This is a genomic window from Ramlibacter henchirensis (assembly GCF_004682015.1).
Classification (GTDB): Bacteria; Pseudomonadota; Gammaproteobacteria; order Burkholderiales; family Burkholderiaceae_C; genus Ramlibacter; species Ramlibacter henchirensis.
The window spans coordinates 1,632,558-1,648,485 of sequence record NZ_SMLM01000001.1; the positions used below are offsets into that span (position 1 = coordinate 1,632,558).

Sequence of the window (15,928 nt, forward strand, 5' to 3'; positions counted from 1 at the left end):
ATCCCCCGTCCCATGAGTTCGCTCTACGTCCTGCTCCCGGCCACGCCCGTCACGGCGCAGACCGAACTCGAGTACGTTGTCTCCAGCAACGGCAGAGCCGTCAGCCATCACGCGGCCGCGCCGGTGGCGCTGCTGCCGCCGGTGTCCGGCGCCGGCAGCGAAGTGGTGCTGGTCGCGCCCGCGGCCGCCCTGTCCTGGCACCGTGTCGAACTGCCCAAGGGCCTGGGCCCGCGGTCCCCCAGATTGCGCGCCGTGCTCGAAGGCCTGCTCGAAGACCGGCTGCTGGACGAACCGGAGAACCTTCATTTCGCGCTGGAACCGCGCCCGCAGCCGGGCGGGCCGGTGTGGGTGTCCGTGTGCGATCGCGCCTGGTTGCGCGCCGCGATGCAGGCGATGGAGAACGCGGGACGGCCGGCTTCCAGGATCGTTCCCGAGTTCGCGCCCGAGGGCGATCCGGCGCTGTTCGCCATCGGCGAGCCGCAAGCGGCACGCCTGGTCTGCGCCGGTCGAGAAGGCGTGTTCCTCCTGCCGCTCACCAGCGGCTCGCTCGCGCTTCTACCGGGATTGCCGGAGACCACCCCCGTGGTGTCCGAGCCCGCGGTCGCGGTGCTGGCGGAACAGGTCATGCAGCATCCGCCGCAGCTGCAGCAGCCCGCCGAAAGACTGCTGCTCGCCGCCCGCAGCGCCTGGGACTTGGCGCAGTTCGACTTCGCCAGTTCCGGGCGTGACCGCGCGTTCAAGAAGCTGTCCACGGGCTGGGCCGGCTTCCTGCGCTCACCCCAATGGCGTCCCGCCCGCTGGGGCGTCGCGCTTCTGCTGCTGGTGCAGCTGGCCGGCCTCAATGCGTGGGCGTGGAAGGAGCGATCGGCGCTGTCGACCAAGCGGGAAGCGACGCGCAACCTGCTCACGCAAACCTTCCCGAACGTTCGCGCGGTCGTCGACGCCCCGCTGCAGATGGAGCGCGAAGTGGCCAGCCTGCGCCAGGCCACCGGCGCTCCTTCCGGCCGGGACCTCGAGACGGTGCTGGGCGTGGTCGCCACGGCGGCCCCGCCGGGGCGCACGGCCACCGGCATCGAATTCACCGGCAACGAAGTGCGTGTGCGCGGCCTGACCGGCAACGAGGCGGAAGCACAGCCGCTGCTCAAGGGCCTTCGCACCCAGGGCTACGCGGCCAACCTGCAAGGCGACGTGCTGGTCGTGCGGCCGGAGGCCCAGCCGTGAAGCTCTCACCGAAGTGGTCGGCCGCGTGGGCGGGCCTCGCGCCGCGCGAAAAGATGCTGGCGGGCGTGGCCGGGGCCGTCGTCCTCCTCGGCCTCCTCTGGTGGCTGGCCGTGGCGCCGGCGCTGGCCGTGCTGCGCGCATCGGACGCGCAGCACCAGGCGCTGGATGCGCAGCTTGCGCGCATGCGTGCGCTGCAGCAGCAGGCGCAGGCGCTGCAAGGCCAACCCCGGCAGAACCCCGACGAGTCGCTCCGGCTGCTGGAAGCGGCCGTACGCCAGCGCCTGGGCACCAGCGCGCGCATGGTCGTGGCCGGCGAGCGCGTCACCCTGACGCTGACCGGCGCGCCGCCCGATGCGCTGGCCACGTGGCTGTCGCAGGCCCGGGTCAATGCCCGCGCGGTGCCGTCCGAAGCGCGCCTGACCCGCGGCGCCACCGGCGGCTGGGACGGCACGGTGGTCCTCACGCTGCCGCCGCGCTGACCTGCCGGAAGACGCCCAGGGTGGCCCGCACCAGCATCAGATCCGTCGCTCCCGCTCCGTGGCGCTGGGCCGCCGGCGGCGTGCTGCTCGGGCTGGCGCTGGCATTGCCGGCCTTCATGCCGGCGTCCTGGCTCGCCGCACGCGTGGTCGCGGCCACCGGCGGCCAGGTGCAACTGGCCGACCCGCGCGGCACGATCTGGAACGGCTCCGCCCGGCTGCTGCTCACCGGCGGGGCCGGCAGCAGCGACGCCGCCGCCCTGCCCACGCGACTGACCTGGCGCATGCGCCCCGGCTTCGGCGCCCTGCACGTCGCGCTGTCGTCGGAATGCTGCACGCCGGCCCCCGTGTCGTTCGACTGGCGACCGGGCTGGCGCAGCGCCTCGCTGCGCGTGGCCGACGGCTCCTCGCAGTGGCCGGCGTCGCTCCTGGGCGGCCTGGGCACGCCCTGGAACACGCTCCAGCTCGACGGCGAACTGCTGCTTCGCACGCAGTCGCTGTCACTAGAATGGACCGAAGGCCGAATGGCGGTGAACGGGAGGGCGGAGATGACCGCGCAACGCATGGCCTCTCGGGTGTCCACGCTGCGCCCCCTGGGCAGCTACCGCGTGGCGATCGCGGGAGGCGCCGTCCCGACCGTGCAGCTGTCGACGCTGGAGGGCGCGCTGCAGCTGTCCGGGAACGGGCAGTGGGTGGGATCGCGCCTGCGCTTCACCGGCGAAGCCAGCGCCGCGCCCGACCGGGAGGCGGCCCTGGCCAACCTGCTGAACATCATCGGGCGCCGCAACGGCCCCCGCTCCATCATCACCATAGGCTGACGTCATGAACTTCCCCCGTGCCCTGCTCCCCCTCCTGGTGGCCGCCGTCCTGGCCGGCCCCGGCAGCGTGCACGCGCAGAGTGCCCAGCGCGAGCCGGTGACGCTGAACTTCGTCAACGCCGACATCGAGGCGGTGGCGCGCACGATGGGTGCGATCACCGGTCGCAACATCGTGGTCGACCCGCGGGTGAAGGGCACGATCTCGCTGTCCACCGAGCGGCCGGTGCCGCCGCAGACCGCCTTCAACCAGTTCGTCTCCACCCTGCGGCTGTCCGGCTTCACGGTGGTGGACTCGGCGGGCCTCCTCAAGGTGGTGCCGGAGGCCGATGCCAAGCTGCAGACCGGCTCCGTGTCCGTGGGGCCGCCCCCGGGCGGATCGCAGGTGGTCACGCAGATCTTCCGCCTCAGCCACGAGACGGCCAACAACCTGGTGCCGATCCTGCGGCCGCTGATCAGCCCGAACAACACCATCAACGTGAACCCCGGCAACAACTCGCTGGTGATCACGGACTACGCCGACAACCTGCAGCGCATCGGCCGCATCATCGCGGCGCTGGACATCGCCAACGCCACCGACGTCGAAGTGATCCCGCTGCAGAACGGCCTGGCCTCGGACCTCGCCCCGGTCGTGCAGCGGCTGGTGGACACCGGCGGCGCGACGCCGGTCGCGGCCGGCCAGGGCCAGGCGGACACTTCGTTCCGCACCACCGTGATCGCCGAACCGCGCAGCAACAGCCTGATCGTCCGCGCGGCCAACCCGGCGCGGTTGAACTTGGTGCGCAGCCTCGTCTCGCGTCTGGACCAGCCGACCGCGCAGAACCCGACCGGCAACATCTACGTGGTCTACCTGAAGAACGCCGATGCCGTGCGGCTGGCGACGACACTGCGCGCTGCGATGGCCGCCATTCCCTCGACGGGCACGCCCGGCGCGCCCGGCGCTTTCACCAGCGCGCCCGGCACCATCAGCACCGCAGCCGTTTCTGCCCCCCAACCCAGCATGGGCGGCATCGCCGGCGGGACGGGCGCCAGCCCGGCGACAGCCGCCGCGCAACCCACGGCCCAGCCCTCGACGGGCGGCCAGATCCAGGCCGACCCGGCGACCAATTCGCTGATCATCAGCGCCCCCGAGCCGCAGTACCGGCAGTTGCGCGCGGTGATCGACCGCCTCGACTCGCGCCGCGCGCAGGTGTTCGTCGAAAGCCTCATCGTCGAGGTGAACGCGGACAAGGCGGCGGAATTCGGCATCCAGTGGCAGAACGCGTTCGGCAACAAGGGCGACAAGAACATCGGCGTGCTGGGCACCAACTTCAACGTGGGCGGCGCCAACATCATCAACCTGCAGCTGGGCGCGGCCAGCGGCCAGATCACGCCGCCGTCCAACGGCGTCAACCTCGGCCTGCTGCGCAACTTCGGCGGCGTCTACTACCTGGGCGCGCTGGCGCGGTTCCTGGAGTCGAACGCCGACGCCAACATCCTGTCCACGCCGAACCTGCTGACGCTGGACAACGAGGAAGCCCGCATCGTCATCGGCCAGAACGTTCCCTTCGTCACCGGACAGTTCACCAACACCGGTGCGACCAACGGCTCGGTGAACCCGTTCCAGACCATCGAACGCAAGGACGTGGGCCTCACGCTTCGGGTGCGGCCGCAGATCAACGAGAACGGCACGGTGAAGATGCAGATCTTCCAGGAGGTCTCCAGCGTGCAGGCGGCGTCGATCAACTCCGCGACGGGCCTCATCACCAACAAGCGCTCCATCGAATCGAACGTGCTGGTCGACGACGGCGCCATCGTGGTGCTGGGCGGGCTGCTGCAGGACGAATACAACGGCAACCAGGAAAAGATTCCCGGACTCGGCGACGTTCCGGTGCTGGGCAACCTGTTCAGGAGCGAGGCGCGCACGCGGCGCAAGACCAATCTGATGGTGTTCCTGCGGCCGATCGTCGTGCGCGACGCGCCGCAAAGCGACGAACTCTCGCTGGACCGCTACGACCTGATGCGCCTGAAGCAGGAAGCCGCGCAGCCGACGCCGAGCATCGTCGTGCCGATCAACGCCGGCCCCGTGCTGCCCGCCACGTCCACGCGCGCGCCGGCCGCCGCTCCCACCCCGCCGCCCGTGCCCGCCGAACTGGCCGCTCCCGGCGCCGCGCCGGTGACCCCGCTGCCGCGTCCCACACCGCTGCCGCCCGCCGCGCCCGCCGATCCCGCCAACCCGTCCCGCTGATGCCGACCCGCTATCCCCTGCCCTACAGCTTCGCCCGCAGCCACCAGCTGCTGGTGGAAGACGACGGCCAGGCGTTCACGCTCTGGCACGCGGCCGCGCCCGCGCCCAGCGCCTGGAGCGAGGTGATGCGCAAGTTCCCGGTGCGCGCGCTCCAGCAGCTCGACCCCGACGCGCTGGCGCAGCGCATCAGCGCGGCCTACGCACAAGGCGAGTCGAGTGCGGCGACGGTGGTCAGCGAGGTGCAGAACGAAGCCGACCTCTCGCGCATGATGCAGGAGCTGCCGGCGGTGGAAGACCTGCTGGAGACCAGCGACGACGCGCCCATCATCCGCATGCTCAACGCGCTGCTCACGCAGGCCGCGCGGGACGGCGCGAGCGACATCCACATCGAGCCGTACGAGCGTCACTCCTCAGTTCGCTTCCGTGTCGACGGCACGCTGCGCGAAGTGGTGCAACCCAATCGCGCGCTGCACGCCGCGCTGATCTCGCGCCTGAAGATCATGGCCGACCTGGACATCGCCGAGAAGCGCCTGCCGCAGGACGGCCGCATCTCGCTGCGCATCGGCACGCGCGCGGTGGACGTGCGCGTTTCCACGCTGCCCAGCGCGCACGGGGAACGCGCGGTGCTGCGCCTCCTGGACAAGAGCGAGAGCAAGCTGAGTCTGGAAGCGGTCGGGATGAAGGGCGACACGCTGCGCCGCTTCCTCGGCCTGATCGGCCAGCCGCACGGCATCATCCTCGTGACCGGCCCCACCGGCTCGGGCAAGACCACCACGCTGTATGCCGCGCTGTCGCGGCTGGACGCGGGCAGCAGCAACATCATGACGGTGGAAGACCCGATCGAGTACGAGTTGCCCGGCATCGGCCAGACGCAGGTCAACGCCAAGATCGACCTCGATTTCGCCAAGGCCCTGCGCGCCATCCTGCGGCAGGACCCGGACGTCATCATGATCGGCGAGATCCGCGACTACGAGACGGCGCAGATCGCCATCCAGGCCTCGCTCACCGGCCACCTGGTGCTCGCGACGCTGCACACCAACGATGCCGCGAGCGCCGTCACCCGACTCACCGACATGGGCGTCGAGCCTTTCCTGCTCAGCTCCTCGCTGCTGGGCGTGCTCGCGCAGCGCCTGGTGCGCAAGCTGTGCTCGCACTGCGCCGGCCGCGGCTGCGGGGAATGCGGCCAGACCGGCTACCAGGGCCGCACGGGCGTGTTCGAGCTGATGCTGGCGGACGAGAAGATCCGCACGCTGATCCACAACCGCGCGTCCGAAGCGGACATCCGCGACGCGGCGCTCGCCATCGGCATGACGCTGATGCGCGAGGACGGCGAACGCCTCGTGCGCGAGGGCATCACCTCGCTCGAGGAAGTGCTGCGCGTCACGCGCGACTAGGAGCAGGCTCCTCGCCGTCAGATCACGCGTTCGGGCGCGTGCGGCTTGCCGGGCAGTTCCACCGGCGTCTTCTCGCGGCCGTCTTCCGAAGGCGGCATCTTCGGCTTGCCGTCCCCGGGTTGCGGGTCGGGGTTGTTCACCGGCGGCACGTTCTCCGGGGCCGGCACATCGTGCAGCCGCCGCGGGGTGTTCATGGACGCTCCCGCTGGCGGTCCGTCGATTCCGTCGGACCGCTCTCGACCACCGGATCGGCGCCTTCGTCCTCGACGACGTCGGCGGTCATCGTCCTCGGCTGCTCGGGCAGGGCCGGGCGCCGGCGGATGTCGGGCTTGTCCGCGACCTCGCGCGTGGCCTGCGGAATCTGCTGGGTTTCGGGCATGCGCTCCATGTCGCGCGGATCGGGCGTGGTATCGGTCGGCATGTGGGGTTGCCTCCTGCGATGGGCTTTGATTCATGCTGGACCGCATCGGTCGAAGCCGCACTCGGCCGGGCGCGCGGCTTGCTGTCAGCCCTCACCGACAGGAGCTCAGCCGAGTCCCAATTGGTCCGCGAGGTCCGCCAGGCTCGTGCAATGCAGGTCATTGGCGGGCCGCGCCGAGACGTCCTTCGGCTGGGCCGCGCCGAACTCGAGCGGGCGTTCGATGTAGGCGGTGCGCAGACCGCAGCGCCGCGCCCCTTCCAGGTCCTCGTGATGGGCCGCGACCAGCATGACCTGGCCGGGCTCGACGTCGAACACCTTGGCGACGCCGAGGTAGGTGGCCGGGTCGGGCTTGTACGCGCGGAACACCTCGGCCGAGAGCACGCAATCCCACGGCAGCCCCGCGCGCTTGGCCATGCGGGTGAGCAGGCCGATGTTGCCGTTCGAGAGCGTGCACAGGATGTAGCGACGCTTGAGGCGCTCGAGCCCCGCGACGCTGTCCGGCCACGGATCGAGCCGGTGCCAGACCTTGTTGAGATCCTCCCGCTCCTCCCCACCCAGGTGGGCGAGCCCGAAGCGCGGAAGGATGTCGTCGAGGATCATGCGGTGCAGGTCGTCGATCAGCGTCCAGCCCAGCTGGCCGCTGGCCACCCGCGCCATCGCCGGCTTGTACCCGGCGCGCCAGGCCCGCGCGAACGCGTCGCCGTCCACCTGCGGATGGCGTTCGCGCATCTCGCGCACGATGCTGCCGTGCCAGTCGGCCACGGTGCCGAAGATGTCGAAGGCCAGCACCTCCACCTGGTTCGCGAGAGCCGCTGCGGCCATGTTCAATCCACCTTCACGTTGGCGGCCTTGATCACGCGGCCCCACTTGGGCACCTCGGCCTCGATCAGCGTGCGGAACTGGTCGGGCGATGAACCGACCACGAGGAATCCCTGGCTGCCGAAGAACTCCTTGATGTCCGGCGACTCGAGCGCCTTCACGAGCTCGGCATTGATCCGCATCAGCACGTCGCGTGGAACGCCTGCGGGCGCGAACAGGCCCTGCCAGGACGTCGCTTCGAACCGCTCCAGGCCCGGCAGGCCGCTCTCCGCGATGGTGGGCACATCCGGCAGCATGGGGTGGCGCCGCGTCGAGGTCACCGCGATCGGCCGCACCTTGCCCGCGCGGATCTGCGGCAGCAGCACGAGGAAGTCGCCGAACATGGACTGCAGGCTGCCGCCCAGCATGTCGTTGAGCGCGGGCGCGCTGCCCTTGTAGGGCACATGCGTCAGCCGCGCGCCGGTGGCCAGGTTGAACATCTCGCCGGTCAGGTGCATGGACGTTCCGTTGCCGGGCGTGCCGTAGGTGATCGAGTCGGCCCTGGATGCCGCCACGTAGTCGCGCACCGTGCGCAGGTTGCTGCTGCTGTTCACGGCCAGCACCAGCGGCGCGGACACGACCAGGCTTACCGGCGTGAAGTCGCGCAGCGTGTCGTACGGCAGCCTGGGATAAAGGCTCGCGGCGATGGCGTTGCTGCCCGTGACGCCCATCAGCAGCGTGTGGCCGTCCGGCGGCGACTTGGCCACTGCATCCGCTCCGGTTGTGCCACCCGCGCCCGGCTTGTTCTCCACGACGACCGGCTGGCCCAACGACAGCGCCAGCTTCTCGCCGAGCCTGCGCGCGAGCAGGTCGGTGCTGCCGCCGGGCGGGAAGGGCACGACGATGCGCATCGGCTTGCTCGGGAAGGCGGACTGCGCGCTCGCCACTCCCGGCAGTGCAGCCAGTGCGGCGAAGGCGGTGAAGTGGCGGCGGCGAAGGGCGGAGGACATGGTCGGGGTTCGTCGTGTCATGGGTGCGCGTGGAAGCAATGAGGCCGCAGTCTGGCGCGGATGGCGCAAGTGGCGACGCAGGGTTTGCCCCTCCCGACATTCGCGCTGCGGATGGGCTCCGGCTCGCGATCGATTCGCCGAGCGATCAGAACCGGTCCGGCGCGAACGGCCGCAGGTCCACTTGCGTGGGGCGGCCGGCGACCAGGTGCGCCAGCTCGCGGCCCGTGCTCGCCCCGGCGCACATCCCCACATGCCCGTGGCCGAACGCCAGCCAGGCATTGGCGATCCGCGGCGCGCGCCCGATCACCGGCAGGCTGTCGGGCAAGCAGGGGCGGTGGCCCATCCAGCGCTTGATGCGCGAGCTGTCCAGGTGCGGGAACATCTCGCGGCCTTTCGCCAGCAGCACGTCGGCCCTTCCGTAGTTCGGTGGCGGCTTCAGGCCGGCGAACTCCACGCTGCCGGCCAGCCGCAGGCCCATCGCCATCGGGTTGACCATCAGGTTGTATTCGGACGCGAAGACCGTGTGCCGCAACTGCAGGTTATTGCTCTGCACCGTCACGTGGTAACCGCGCTGGGTCTCGAGCGGCACTCGCGTGCCGAGCTGGGCCGTGAGTTGCCGGGACCATGCGCCGGCAGCGATCACCACGCCATCGCACGGCAGCGTCTGGCCGGAGGCGAGCCGCACGGCTGTGACCGTGTCGCCGCGCCGCTCGAAGCCGGTGGCCTCACCCGGCACCATCTGCGCACCGTCGGCCAGGCATTGGCGATGCAGGGCCTTGACCAGCGCCTCGGGGTCCAGGGTGGAGCCGTTGTCGGGCGCGAGGATCCCGAAGCGGAAGCGGCCGCGCAGGTCGGGCTCGAGTTGCGCCAGCTCCTCCTCCCCGACGTCGCGCAGTTCGACGTCGAGGCTGCGGCGCAGGTCCATGCCCCAGCGCCAGCGCGCGGCCGACTGGCTCGAGCCGTAGACGTACAGGCAGCCGGTGCGGCGCACGAGCTGCGTCGCGCCAGCGCGTTCCAGCAACGGGCCGTAGCTGTCGAAGATCGGCGCCAGCAGCCCGCGCATCGCGGTGGCGATGCGCACCACTTCCTCGCGCGTCGAATGCCGCAGGAACCGCATCAGCCATGGCAGCACGGTGGGCAGGTACGCGGGACGGATCGCCAGCGGCCCTTCCGGGTCGCGCAGCCATCCGGGCACCTGCTTCCACATGCCGGGCATGCCCACCGGCAGGCAGGCGCTGGGCGAGAGCGAACCCGCGTTGCCGAACGAGCAGGCCTCGCCCGGCGGCACGGGAGAAACGAAGGTGATCCGGTGGCCATCGCGCTGCAGCCAGGCGGCTGCGCAGGTGCCCACGATGCCGGTGCCGAGCACGACGAGATGCATGCGCGGCAGTTTAGCCACTGCCGGCTGCGCCTATGCTCGGCGCATGTCCCGCATCTCCCCCGCCCACGGGCTGCTGGCGCTGGCCGTCGTCGCCGTCTGGGGCACGAACTTCGTCGTCATCAAGGCGGCTCTCGATCAACTGCCGCCGTTGCTGCTGGGCACCTTGCGGTTCCTGCTCGCGCTGGTGCCGGCGATGTTCTTCCTGCCTCGCCCGCGCGTGCCGCTGTCCAACCTGGCGGGCTATGGCCTTCTCATCGGGGCCGGCCAGTTCGGGATGCTGTACCTCGCGATCGACGGCCGCATCTCACCCGGTCTGGCTTCGCTCGTCGTGCAGACGCAGGTGTTCTTCACCATCGGCCTGGCCATGTGGCTGGCGGGCGAGCGCATCCGCGGTTACCAGGTGATCGCCGTGCTCGTGGCGGCCGCAGGACTGGCTGTCGTCGGATGGCACACCGACGCGACCACCACCGTTGCCGGCCTGCTGCTGGTCCTGGGCGCCGCCGCGTCCTGGGCCGGCGGCAACATCCTGACCAAGCGCGCGGGCAGCATCAACATGGTCGCCTATGTGGTGTGGTCCTCGGCGTTCGCGGTGCCGGTGCTGTTTGCGCTGTCTCTCGCGTTCGAGGGCTGGGACAGGATCGCCGCGAGCGTGCAGCAGGCATCGCCCGGCGCCTGGGCTGCGGTCGGCTGGCAGTCGTGGGCGAATTCGCTGTTCGGATACGCCGCGTGGAACTGGCTGCTCTCGCGCTACACCGCCGCGACGGTCACGCCGCTCGCGTTGCTGATCCCGGTGTTCGGCATGGGCGCTTCGGCGCTGTGGCTCGGCGAGCCGCTGCCTGCGTGGAAGCTGGTGGCGGCGGCCCTGGTGATCAGCGGGCTCGCGCTCAATCTGCTCTGGCCGCAGGCGCGCATCGGCGTGCCCGGCGGCGAACTGAAGAAGCGCTAGCGAATCAGAAGCCGCGCTCGATCGCCGCGGTCAGCCGCCACCGCGGCGCGCTGTCGCTGCCGCGCCCTGCGCCGATGCCGACCCCGAGCGTGGTCTGCTCGCTCAGCTCGCGCCGATAGCCGACCTCCGCGATCGTGGCCATCTGCCCCACCTCGCGCTGGTGCTCCCGGATCACGTCGGCCACGAGCGCCGAGCGCTCGCCGAGTTGCAGGCTGTAGCCGACGATGACCTGGCCGCGTTCGCGCCGCTCGCCCGGCTCGGGCGAGTTGTTCCGGGTCCAGCCGAGGTTCAGGTGGAACTGCTGCTTGCCTCCCTCGCCCAGCGACTTGGTGCCGATCAGGCGCAGCGTGGGATCGACGCCGCGCGTGTCCTTGCCGCTCGGCAGGTCGAGCTGCAGTTCGCCTGCCAAGGCCGGCAGCCAGCCGCGCTCTTCGATAAAGCGCCTGAACAGCGAGGCGCGGATGTCCCCGCTCCCCGTTCGGTCCGCCGACCCGGCGAGACCCTGGATCGAGAGCGAACCCTGCCAGTCCTTCGCGAAGCCCCACTGGAACTCGGGCTCCAGGAGCAACTGCTTGTCACCGCCGCGTTCGCGGTCGAAGCGGGTCGTGAACTGGAACTGCTTGTCCCCCTCCTTCAGGGATTGGGCATCGGTGACTTCGACGCCTACGCCACGGTCGAGGTTCATCACGTCCGCGTGGACGTGGGCGCAGAGCAGGAGGCAAGCGAGGGCGGCAAGAAGGCGCGTGGTTTTTTGTTCAGGCATACGTGCACCCCGAATGATGAGATGCGCGGACCCGGCAAACAGCGTGCCTGTGCAGCACGCGCCCAGCCCATCCTCAATCGGCCTTCACGTTCGCCGTCTCGATCACCTTCTTCCAGCGGGCCCGCTCGGCGGTGAGGAACGCGGCCATGTCGGCCGGCGAACCGCCGATGGCCTCCGATCCCTGCGCGGCAAACCGCTCCCGCACGTCCGGCATCTTCATGATGTCGACGATGGCGGCATTGAGCTTGTCCACGATCGCCTGGGGCGTTCCGGGAGGCGCTGCGACGGCGAACCAGGCCGACGCGATGAACTCGGGCATCCCGAACTCCGGCGCCGCGGGCACCTCCGGCGTCATCGCGCTGCGCTTGGCCGAAGCCAGTCCCAGCAGCTTCACCTGCTTCGCATCGCGGTACTTCATGACCGACGCGGTGTTGCCGAAGAACAGGTCCAGGCGCCCGCCCAGCAGCTCGGTGAGCGCCGGTCCCTCGCCGCGGAACGGCACGTGGACCATCTCGCCGCCGATCATGGTGGCGAACATCTGGCCCGTGAGGTGCGAGGTGGAGCCGTTGCCCTGCGAACCGTAGGTGACCTTGCCGGGATGGGCCTTGACGTACGCGATGAGTTCGCGCGCCGTGTTCGCCGGAAAGTCGTTCCGGGCCGTGATCACGTTCGGCATGCCCGCCATCATCACGACCGGCGCCAGCCGGTTCGGATCGAACGGCATCTCCTTGTACAGGTTCTGGTTGATGGTCAGCGGCCCCGGCGGCGACGACAGCAGCGTGTACCCGTCGGGTGCCGCGGTCGCCACCGCCTGCGCGCCGATGTTGCCGCCGGCGCCCGCGCGGTTCTCCACGAAGACGGGCTGCCCCAGCTGCTCGGCCAGCTTCTGGCACACGGTGCGCGTGATCACGTCGAGCGATCCGCCCGGCGGGAAGTTCACGATCATGCGGATTGGTTTGTTCGGGTAGTTCGCGGGTAGCTGCGCTACTGCCGGGAAGCCGGCGCCGGCCAGCAGCGTGGCGGCCAATGCGGTTCGTCTGTCCATGTGATGTCTCCTTCGTTTCGTTGCCTTGCGATCGACGCTCTTTTACGCCGGCGCGGCTCCGAGCACCTGGCGCGAGATCGGCAAGGTCATCACTTCGACGACGGCGCTGCGGCCGCCCCGCACCGTGAGCAGCGCCTGCTGCAACGTGGCATCCAGTTCGCTCGCATGGCTCACGCGGAAAGCCGCCGCACCCGCCGCGGCAGCGGCGATATCGGCCAGCCGGGCCCGCGCGCTCGTGGTGATCCAGTAGCGGTCGCTGGTTTTCGCTGCGCCCTGGGGATGCACCAGCAGCGTCGACACCTTGGGCGCATGCCAGCCGCCGTTGTTGAAGATGATGGTCAGTTGCGGCGCCCCGTAGGTCTCGGCCACCCAGTACGTGCTGGATGGCACGCCGAAGACATAGCTGCCGTCGCCCACCAGCGTGACCACCTCCGCTTGGGGGTCGGCCAGCTTCAGGCCGATCGCGGCGTTGATGCTCCAGCCCAGGCCGCTTCCGCCGTTGGCGTAGTAGCTGCCCGGACGGCTCATGCGAAGCGTGTGCAGCACGCGCTCGGTTGCCGTGGGCGACTCGAACACGATCACCGTCTTGTCGTTGACGAGACGCGAGATCGCCTCGCTGAGCTGCTGGACGTTGATGGCGTCGTCGGCAGGCACGGGCAGATCGGGCAGCGCGAGCTTCTCGCGCGCGGCTGCGATCCACTGCACGCGCTCCGCACGGCCCGGCTCCTTCGCGGGTGTCGGCAAGGCGAGCAACTGCTCGAGGACGGCCAGGCTGCCGGCCTGCCAGGTGCGCTCGGCCGGGAAATGCCAGAAGCCCATCCCCGCCTTGAGCGCATCGCAGTCCAGGTGGAACAGCCTCGCGTCGCTGCGCGGCGCCACCTTGGACACGATCCAGGGCACGTCGACGTCGAGCATCAGGATCAGGTCGGCTTCATCCACCAGTGAATTGCGCCGGTAGCCGACGTGGTGCTCGTGGTCGCCCGGGCAGTTGACGTACTGCGGATTGACTTCGCACACCGCGATGCCGATGCGCCGCGACAGCTCCGCCAGCACTTCCGCGGCGCGCGGCTGCCGGCCGAGGTAGGTGGTGATCACGAGCGGCTTGCGCGAGGACCAAAGCGCGTCGCTCAGCTCGCGCACGTCGGCGGCCGGAATGACGGCCGGGGCCACCGCGTTCCAGTGCGCGAGCGATTGCGCCGGCGCCGCCGCGGGCTCTTCCCACACTTCGCGAGCACCCGTGAGGTAGACAGGGCCCTCGGGAACGGTCGCGGCGATCTGCACGCTTCGCAGCAGCACCTGGTCGACCATCTCCGCCGCGCGGACTTCATACGACCACTTCATGTACTGGCCGCCGATCTCGTGCTGCCGCGTGGAGTCCTGCGTGTAGTGGATGAACTCGGTTCGCGCGCCGGTCCGCTCGCCGCTGACGGTCACGGGCGAGAGCCCGGCCACGATCACCGCGGGCACGCGGCCGCGCGCGGCGTTGTGGATGCTGGAGCCCAGGTTCTGCGTGCCGACGTCCACGTGCACCAGCACCATCTGCGGCCGGCGGCTTTTCATCGCATGCCCATGCGCCGCGCTGAGCGCGGTCATCTCGTGCGGGCACACCACGATGCGCGGCATCGCGCCGCCGTTCGCCTCGATCGCGTTGAAGGCCTCGATGAACGCGGGATGGTCGCTGCCGAGGTTGGTGAAGATGCAGTCGATGCCGAGCCGGGCGGCTTCGGTCAGCAGGCGGGCGGCGGCGGTGGGCTGCGGAGTTGCGTCGTCAGCGCCCGCAGCCTTGCGCGTGGGGCGAGCTCCAGAAGAGTCGTTCATGGAGACCCACGATACGTGAATCCCGCCCTCGGAATGATCGGCTCGATCCCGGCGAACTTTCGTCTTCGCGCGGCCGCGCGGTGGCGCGTCAGACCGGGGCTACGCCGGACTTCGTGATCACATGGCTGTGGGCCTGGCAGATCTCCCGCATGGAAACAGCGCTCGAGCTGGTCGGCCCACTCACCGGATAGGCGCACAGGAGCGAGAAACCTTCCTCGGCACAGAACCTGTGCCAGAGGTGCTCCAGCCTCACCGTCGCGGCGTAGAGCTTCTTGGCCCAGAGGAAGGCGACCATCTCGCCGAACGCGCGGACGTTGGCGCCATTCGCACCCGCCCGGCCCAGCAGGTCGCCGACGACGCGCTTGAAGCGCTCTTCGTCCGGCCAGCCGTTCACCATGAACTTCGCCAGGGTCTCTTCCGCATCGAGCTCGATGTACCGGTCTTCCTTGCGGGCTGCGTTCAAATCAACGCCGCTGACGGCAAGACGCTGTTCGAGTGCGCCGAGATGATCCTCGGTGGCAATCAGCACCACGCTATCACCCGCAACAAGGCCGTCGTGCACGTAGCTTTCCAGGGAGTCCAGGAAATCCCCTTCGGCTTCGTACATCTCGACCAGGTGATCGCACGGCTTCAACTCCGCCCAGAACGCCTTCACTTCATCGCCGCTTCGCATCAATCTCATCAGTAACTTCCGGTGGACTCAGGCATTCTCGCGCGACTTCGCACACCGTGGAGGTAGTCTTGAAGAAGCCGCTGCCGATGAGTAGAAACGCCCCGGAGCCGTGAAGCTGCCGAGGCGTCGAATCTGGTGGCCTGGGGCGGAATCGAACCACCGACACGCGGATTTTCAATCCGCTGCTCTACCAACTGAGCTACCGGGCCGTGAGCCGGCAATTATAGCCTAGCCCGCGCTGCGCTTCCCTCTGGAGAGGTCCACGCCCAGCTGCTTGAGCTTGCGATAGAGGTGGGTGCGTTCGAGGCCCGTCTTCTCGGCCACGCGCGTCATCGAGCCGCCTTCCTTGGCCAGGTGGAACTCGAAGTAGCTCTTCTCGAATTCGTCGCGCGCGTCGCGCAGAGGCTTGTCCAACTCGAACGTCTGGCGCGCCTGCGGGCCCATCTCGACGGGCGCGGGAATGGTCTGCCCGCCGGTCATCGCGGCTTCCACCGTCAGCTCGGCCATCTGGGGGACGGGCGTGCTGACGTAGCCCGGGCCGGGCTTGGGACGCAGGGCGGGCCCGTTGCCGGGCGTCTCGCGTGCGAGCGCGCCCTCGACGGCCTTGAGCAGCTTCTGCATCGTGATCGGCTTTTCGAGGAACGACTGCGCGCCGATCTTGGTGGCCTCCACCGCGGTCTCGATGGTGGCGTGGCCGCTCATCATGATCACGGGCATCGTGAGCTGGCCGGTGCTGGACCACTCCTTCAGCAGCGTGACGCCGTCGGTGTCCGGCATCCAGATGTCCAGGAGCACGAGGTCGGGCCGGGATCGTGCGCGGGCGGATCGGGCCTGCGCGGCGTTCTGCGCCAGTTCGACGTTGTGGCCTTCGTCGTTGAGGATTTCGGAGAGCAGGTCGCGAATGCCCAGTTCGTCGTCGACCACCAGTATGTTTGCCATG

The 15,928-nt window shown here is 69.8% G+C and carries 16 protein-coding genes and 1 tRNA gene; 6 read left to right on the plus strand and 11 right to left on the minus strand.

Annotated features, from left to right (window positions below; genetic code table 11):
- Positions 1–12: 12 nt before the first annotated feature.
- Genes gspL through EZ313_RS08095 form a run of 5 tightly spaced genes read left to right on the plus strand, consistent with a single transcriptional unit; the run spans position 13 to position 6,133 of the window.
- Entirely contained in the window at positions 13–1,221 is a 1,209-nt protein-coding gene (gspL, locus tag EZ313_RS08075; RefSeq protein ID WP_135262662.1) for a type II secretion system protein GspL, read from the plus strand.
- Complete coding sequence (gspM, locus tag EZ313_RS08080; protein ID WP_240788558.1) at positions 1,218–1,700, plus strand: type II secretion system protein GspM; 483 nt, start codon at positions 1,218–1,220, stop codon at positions 1,698–1,700. The genes gspL and gspM overlap by 4 nt, the downstream gene beginning before the upstream one ends.
- Positions 1,701–1,720: 20 nt before the next feature.
- A complete protein-coding gene (gene gspN / locus EZ313_RS08085) occupies positions 1,721–2,515 on the plus strand; it encodes a type II secretion system protein N (protein ID WP_240788559.1) in 795 nt (264 codons plus the stop codon).
- Between the two features lie 4 nt (positions 2,516–2,519).
- Positions 2,520–4,739: a type II secretion system secretin GspD gene (gene gspD / locus EZ313_RS08090; RefSeq protein ID WP_135262663.1), complete on the plus strand. Its 2,220-nt coding sequence runs from the start codon at positions 2,520–2,522 to the stop codon at positions 4,737–4,739.
- Positions 4,739–6,133, plus strand: a complete 1,395-nt coding sequence (locus EZ313_RS08095) for a GspE/PulE family protein (protein WP_135262664.1) — start codon at positions 4,739–4,741, stop codon at positions 6,131–6,133. Before gspD ends, EZ313_RS08095 begins: the two co-directional genes overlap by 1 nt.
- A 17-nt stretch (positions 6,134–6,150) precedes the next feature.
- Here the strand turns inward: EZ313_RS08095 and EZ313_RS23255 are convergent, their stop codons facing one another.
- From EZ313_RS23255 to EZ313_RS08115, 5 genes are all read right to left on the minus strand, one after another.
- A complete protein-coding gene (locus tag EZ313_RS23255) occupies positions 6,151–6,327 on the minus strand; it encodes a hypothetical protein (protein WP_167772545.1) in 177 nt (58 codons plus the stop codon).
- The gene (locus EZ313_RS08100) at positions 6,324–6,554 is read right to left on the minus strand and encodes a hypothetical protein (RefSeq protein WP_135262665.1); all 231 of its coding nucleotides are present in this window, start codon (positions 6,552–6,554) and stop codon (positions 6,324–6,326) included. The genes EZ313_RS23255 and EZ313_RS08100 overlap by 4 nt, the downstream gene beginning before the upstream one ends.
- A gap of 105 nt (positions 6,555–6,659) precedes the next feature.
- Complete coding sequence (locus tag EZ313_RS08105; protein ID WP_135262666.1) at positions 6,660–7,376, minus strand: haloacid dehalogenase type II; 717 nt, start codon at positions 7,374–7,376, stop codon at positions 6,660–6,662.
- A gap of 2 nt (positions 7,377–7,378) precedes the next feature.
- Entirely contained in the window at positions 7,379–8,362 is a 984-nt protein-coding gene (locus EZ313_RS08110) for a Bug family tripartite tricarboxylate transporter substrate binding protein (RefSeq protein WP_135262667.1), read from the minus strand.
- Between the two features lie 145 nt (positions 8,363–8,507).
- Complete coding sequence (locus EZ313_RS08115) at positions 8,508–9,743, minus strand: NAD(P)/FAD-dependent oxidoreductase (RefSeq protein ID WP_135262668.1); 1,236 nt, start codon at positions 9,741–9,743, stop codon at positions 8,508–8,510.
- A 43-nt stretch (positions 9,744–9,786) separates the two neighbouring features.
- Here EZ313_RS08115 and EZ313_RS08120 point away from each other — a divergent pair, with 43 nt between their 5' ends.
- Positions 9,787–10,689 carry an EamA family transporter gene (locus EZ313_RS08120; protein ID WP_135262669.1) on the plus strand — a complete coding sequence of 301 codons (903 nt, stop codon included), beginning with the start codon at positions 9,787–9,789 and terminating at the stop codon, positions 10,687–10,689.
- 4 nt (positions 10,690–10,693) lie between these two features.
- Here EZ313_RS08120 and EZ313_RS08125 read toward each other — a convergent pair whose 3' ends face one another.
- The 6 genes from EZ313_RS08125 to EZ313_RS08150 all read right to left on the minus strand — a co-directional run bounded on the left by EZ313_RS08125 (position 10,694) and on the right by EZ313_RS08150 (position 15,927).
- Complete coding sequence (locus tag EZ313_RS08125; RefSeq protein WP_135262670.1) at positions 10,694–11,374, minus strand: hypothetical protein; 681 nt, start codon at positions 11,372–11,374, stop codon at positions 10,694–10,696.
- Positions 11,375–11,525: 151 nt separating this feature from the next.
- The gene (locus EZ313_RS08130; RefSeq protein WP_135262671.1) at positions 11,526–12,497 is read right to left on the minus strand and encodes a Bug family tripartite tricarboxylate transporter substrate binding protein; all 972 of its coding nucleotides are present in this window, start codon (positions 12,495–12,497) and stop codon (positions 11,526–11,528) included.
- Between the two features lie 42 nt (positions 12,498–12,539).
- Positions 12,540–14,315: a thiamine pyrophosphate-requiring protein gene (locus EZ313_RS08135; protein WP_135262672.1), complete on the minus strand. Its 1,776-nt coding sequence runs from the start codon at positions 14,313–14,315 to the stop codon at positions 12,540–12,542.
- Between the two features lie 88 nt (positions 14,316–14,403).
- The gene (locus EZ313_RS08140; protein ID WP_135262673.1) at positions 14,404–14,997 is read right to left on the minus strand and encodes an MEDS domain-containing protein; all 594 of its coding nucleotides are present in this window, start codon (positions 14,995–14,997) and stop codon (positions 14,404–14,406) included.
- Between the two features lie 124 nt (positions 14,998–15,121).
- Positions 15,122–15,197: transfer RNA gene (locus tag EZ313_RS08145), tRNA-Phe, on the minus strand.
- A gap of 19 nt (positions 15,198–15,216) precedes the next feature.
- Positions 15,217–15,927: a response regulator gene (locus EZ313_RS08150; RefSeq protein ID WP_135262674.1), complete on the minus strand. Its 711-nt coding sequence runs from the start codon at positions 15,925–15,927 to the stop codon at positions 15,217–15,219.
- Position 15,928: the final 1 nt, after the last annotated feature.

Coding starts and splice junctions, on each gene's coding strand:
- EZ313_RS08120 (WP_135262669.1), top strand. CDS start 9,787: ATGTCCCGCATCTCCCCCGCCCACGGGCTGCTGGCGCTGGCCGTCGTC.
- EZ313_RS08150 (WP_135262674.1), bottom strand. CDS start 15,927: ATGGCAAACATACTGGTGGTCGACGACGAACTGGGCATTCGCGACCTG.
- EZ313_RS23255 (WP_167772545.1), bottom strand. CDS start 6,327: ATGAACACCCCGCGGCGGCTGCACGATGTGCCGGCCCCGGAGAACGTG.
- EZ313_RS08135 (WP_135262672.1), bottom strand. CDS start 14,315: ATGAACGACTCTTCTGGAGCTCGCCCCACGCGCAAGGCTGCGGGCGCT.
- gspL (WP_135262662.1), top strand. CDS start 13: ATGAGTTCGCTCTACGTCCTGCTCCCGGCCACGCCCGTCACGGCGCAG.
- gspD (WP_135262663.1), top strand. CDS start 2,520: ATGAACTTCCCCCGTGCCCTGCTCCCCCTCCTGGTGGCCGCCGTCCTG.
- EZ313_RS08115 (WP_135262668.1), bottom strand. CDS start 9,743: ATGCATCTCGTCGTGCTCGGCACCGGCATCGTGGGCACCTGCGCAGCC.
- EZ313_RS08095 (WP_135262664.1), top strand. CDS start 4,739: ATGCCGACCCGCTATCCCCTGCCCTACAGCTTCGCCCGCAGCCACCAG.
- EZ313_RS08125 (WP_135262670.1), bottom strand. CDS start 11,374: ATGAACCTCGACCGTGGCGTAGGCGTCGAAGTCACCGATGCCCAATCC.
- EZ313_RS08130 (WP_135262671.1), bottom strand. CDS start 12,497: ATGGACAGACGAACCGCATTGGCCGCCACGCTGCTGGCCGGCGCCGGC.
- EZ313_RS08105 (WP_135262666.1), bottom strand. CDS start 7,376: ATGGCCGCAGCGGCTCTCGCGAACCAGGTGGAGGTGCTGGCCTTCGAC.
- EZ313_RS08140 (WP_135262673.1), bottom strand. CDS start 14,997: ATGAGATTGATGCGAAGCGGCGATGAAGTGAAGGCGTTCTGGGCGGAG.
- EZ313_RS08110 (WP_135262667.1), bottom strand. CDS start 8,362: ATGTCCTCCGCCCTTCGCCGCCGCCACTTCACCGCCTTCGCCGCACTG.
- EZ313_RS08100 (WP_135262665.1), bottom strand. CDS start 6,554: ATGCCGACCGATACCACGCCCGATCCGCGCGACATGGAGCGCATGCCC.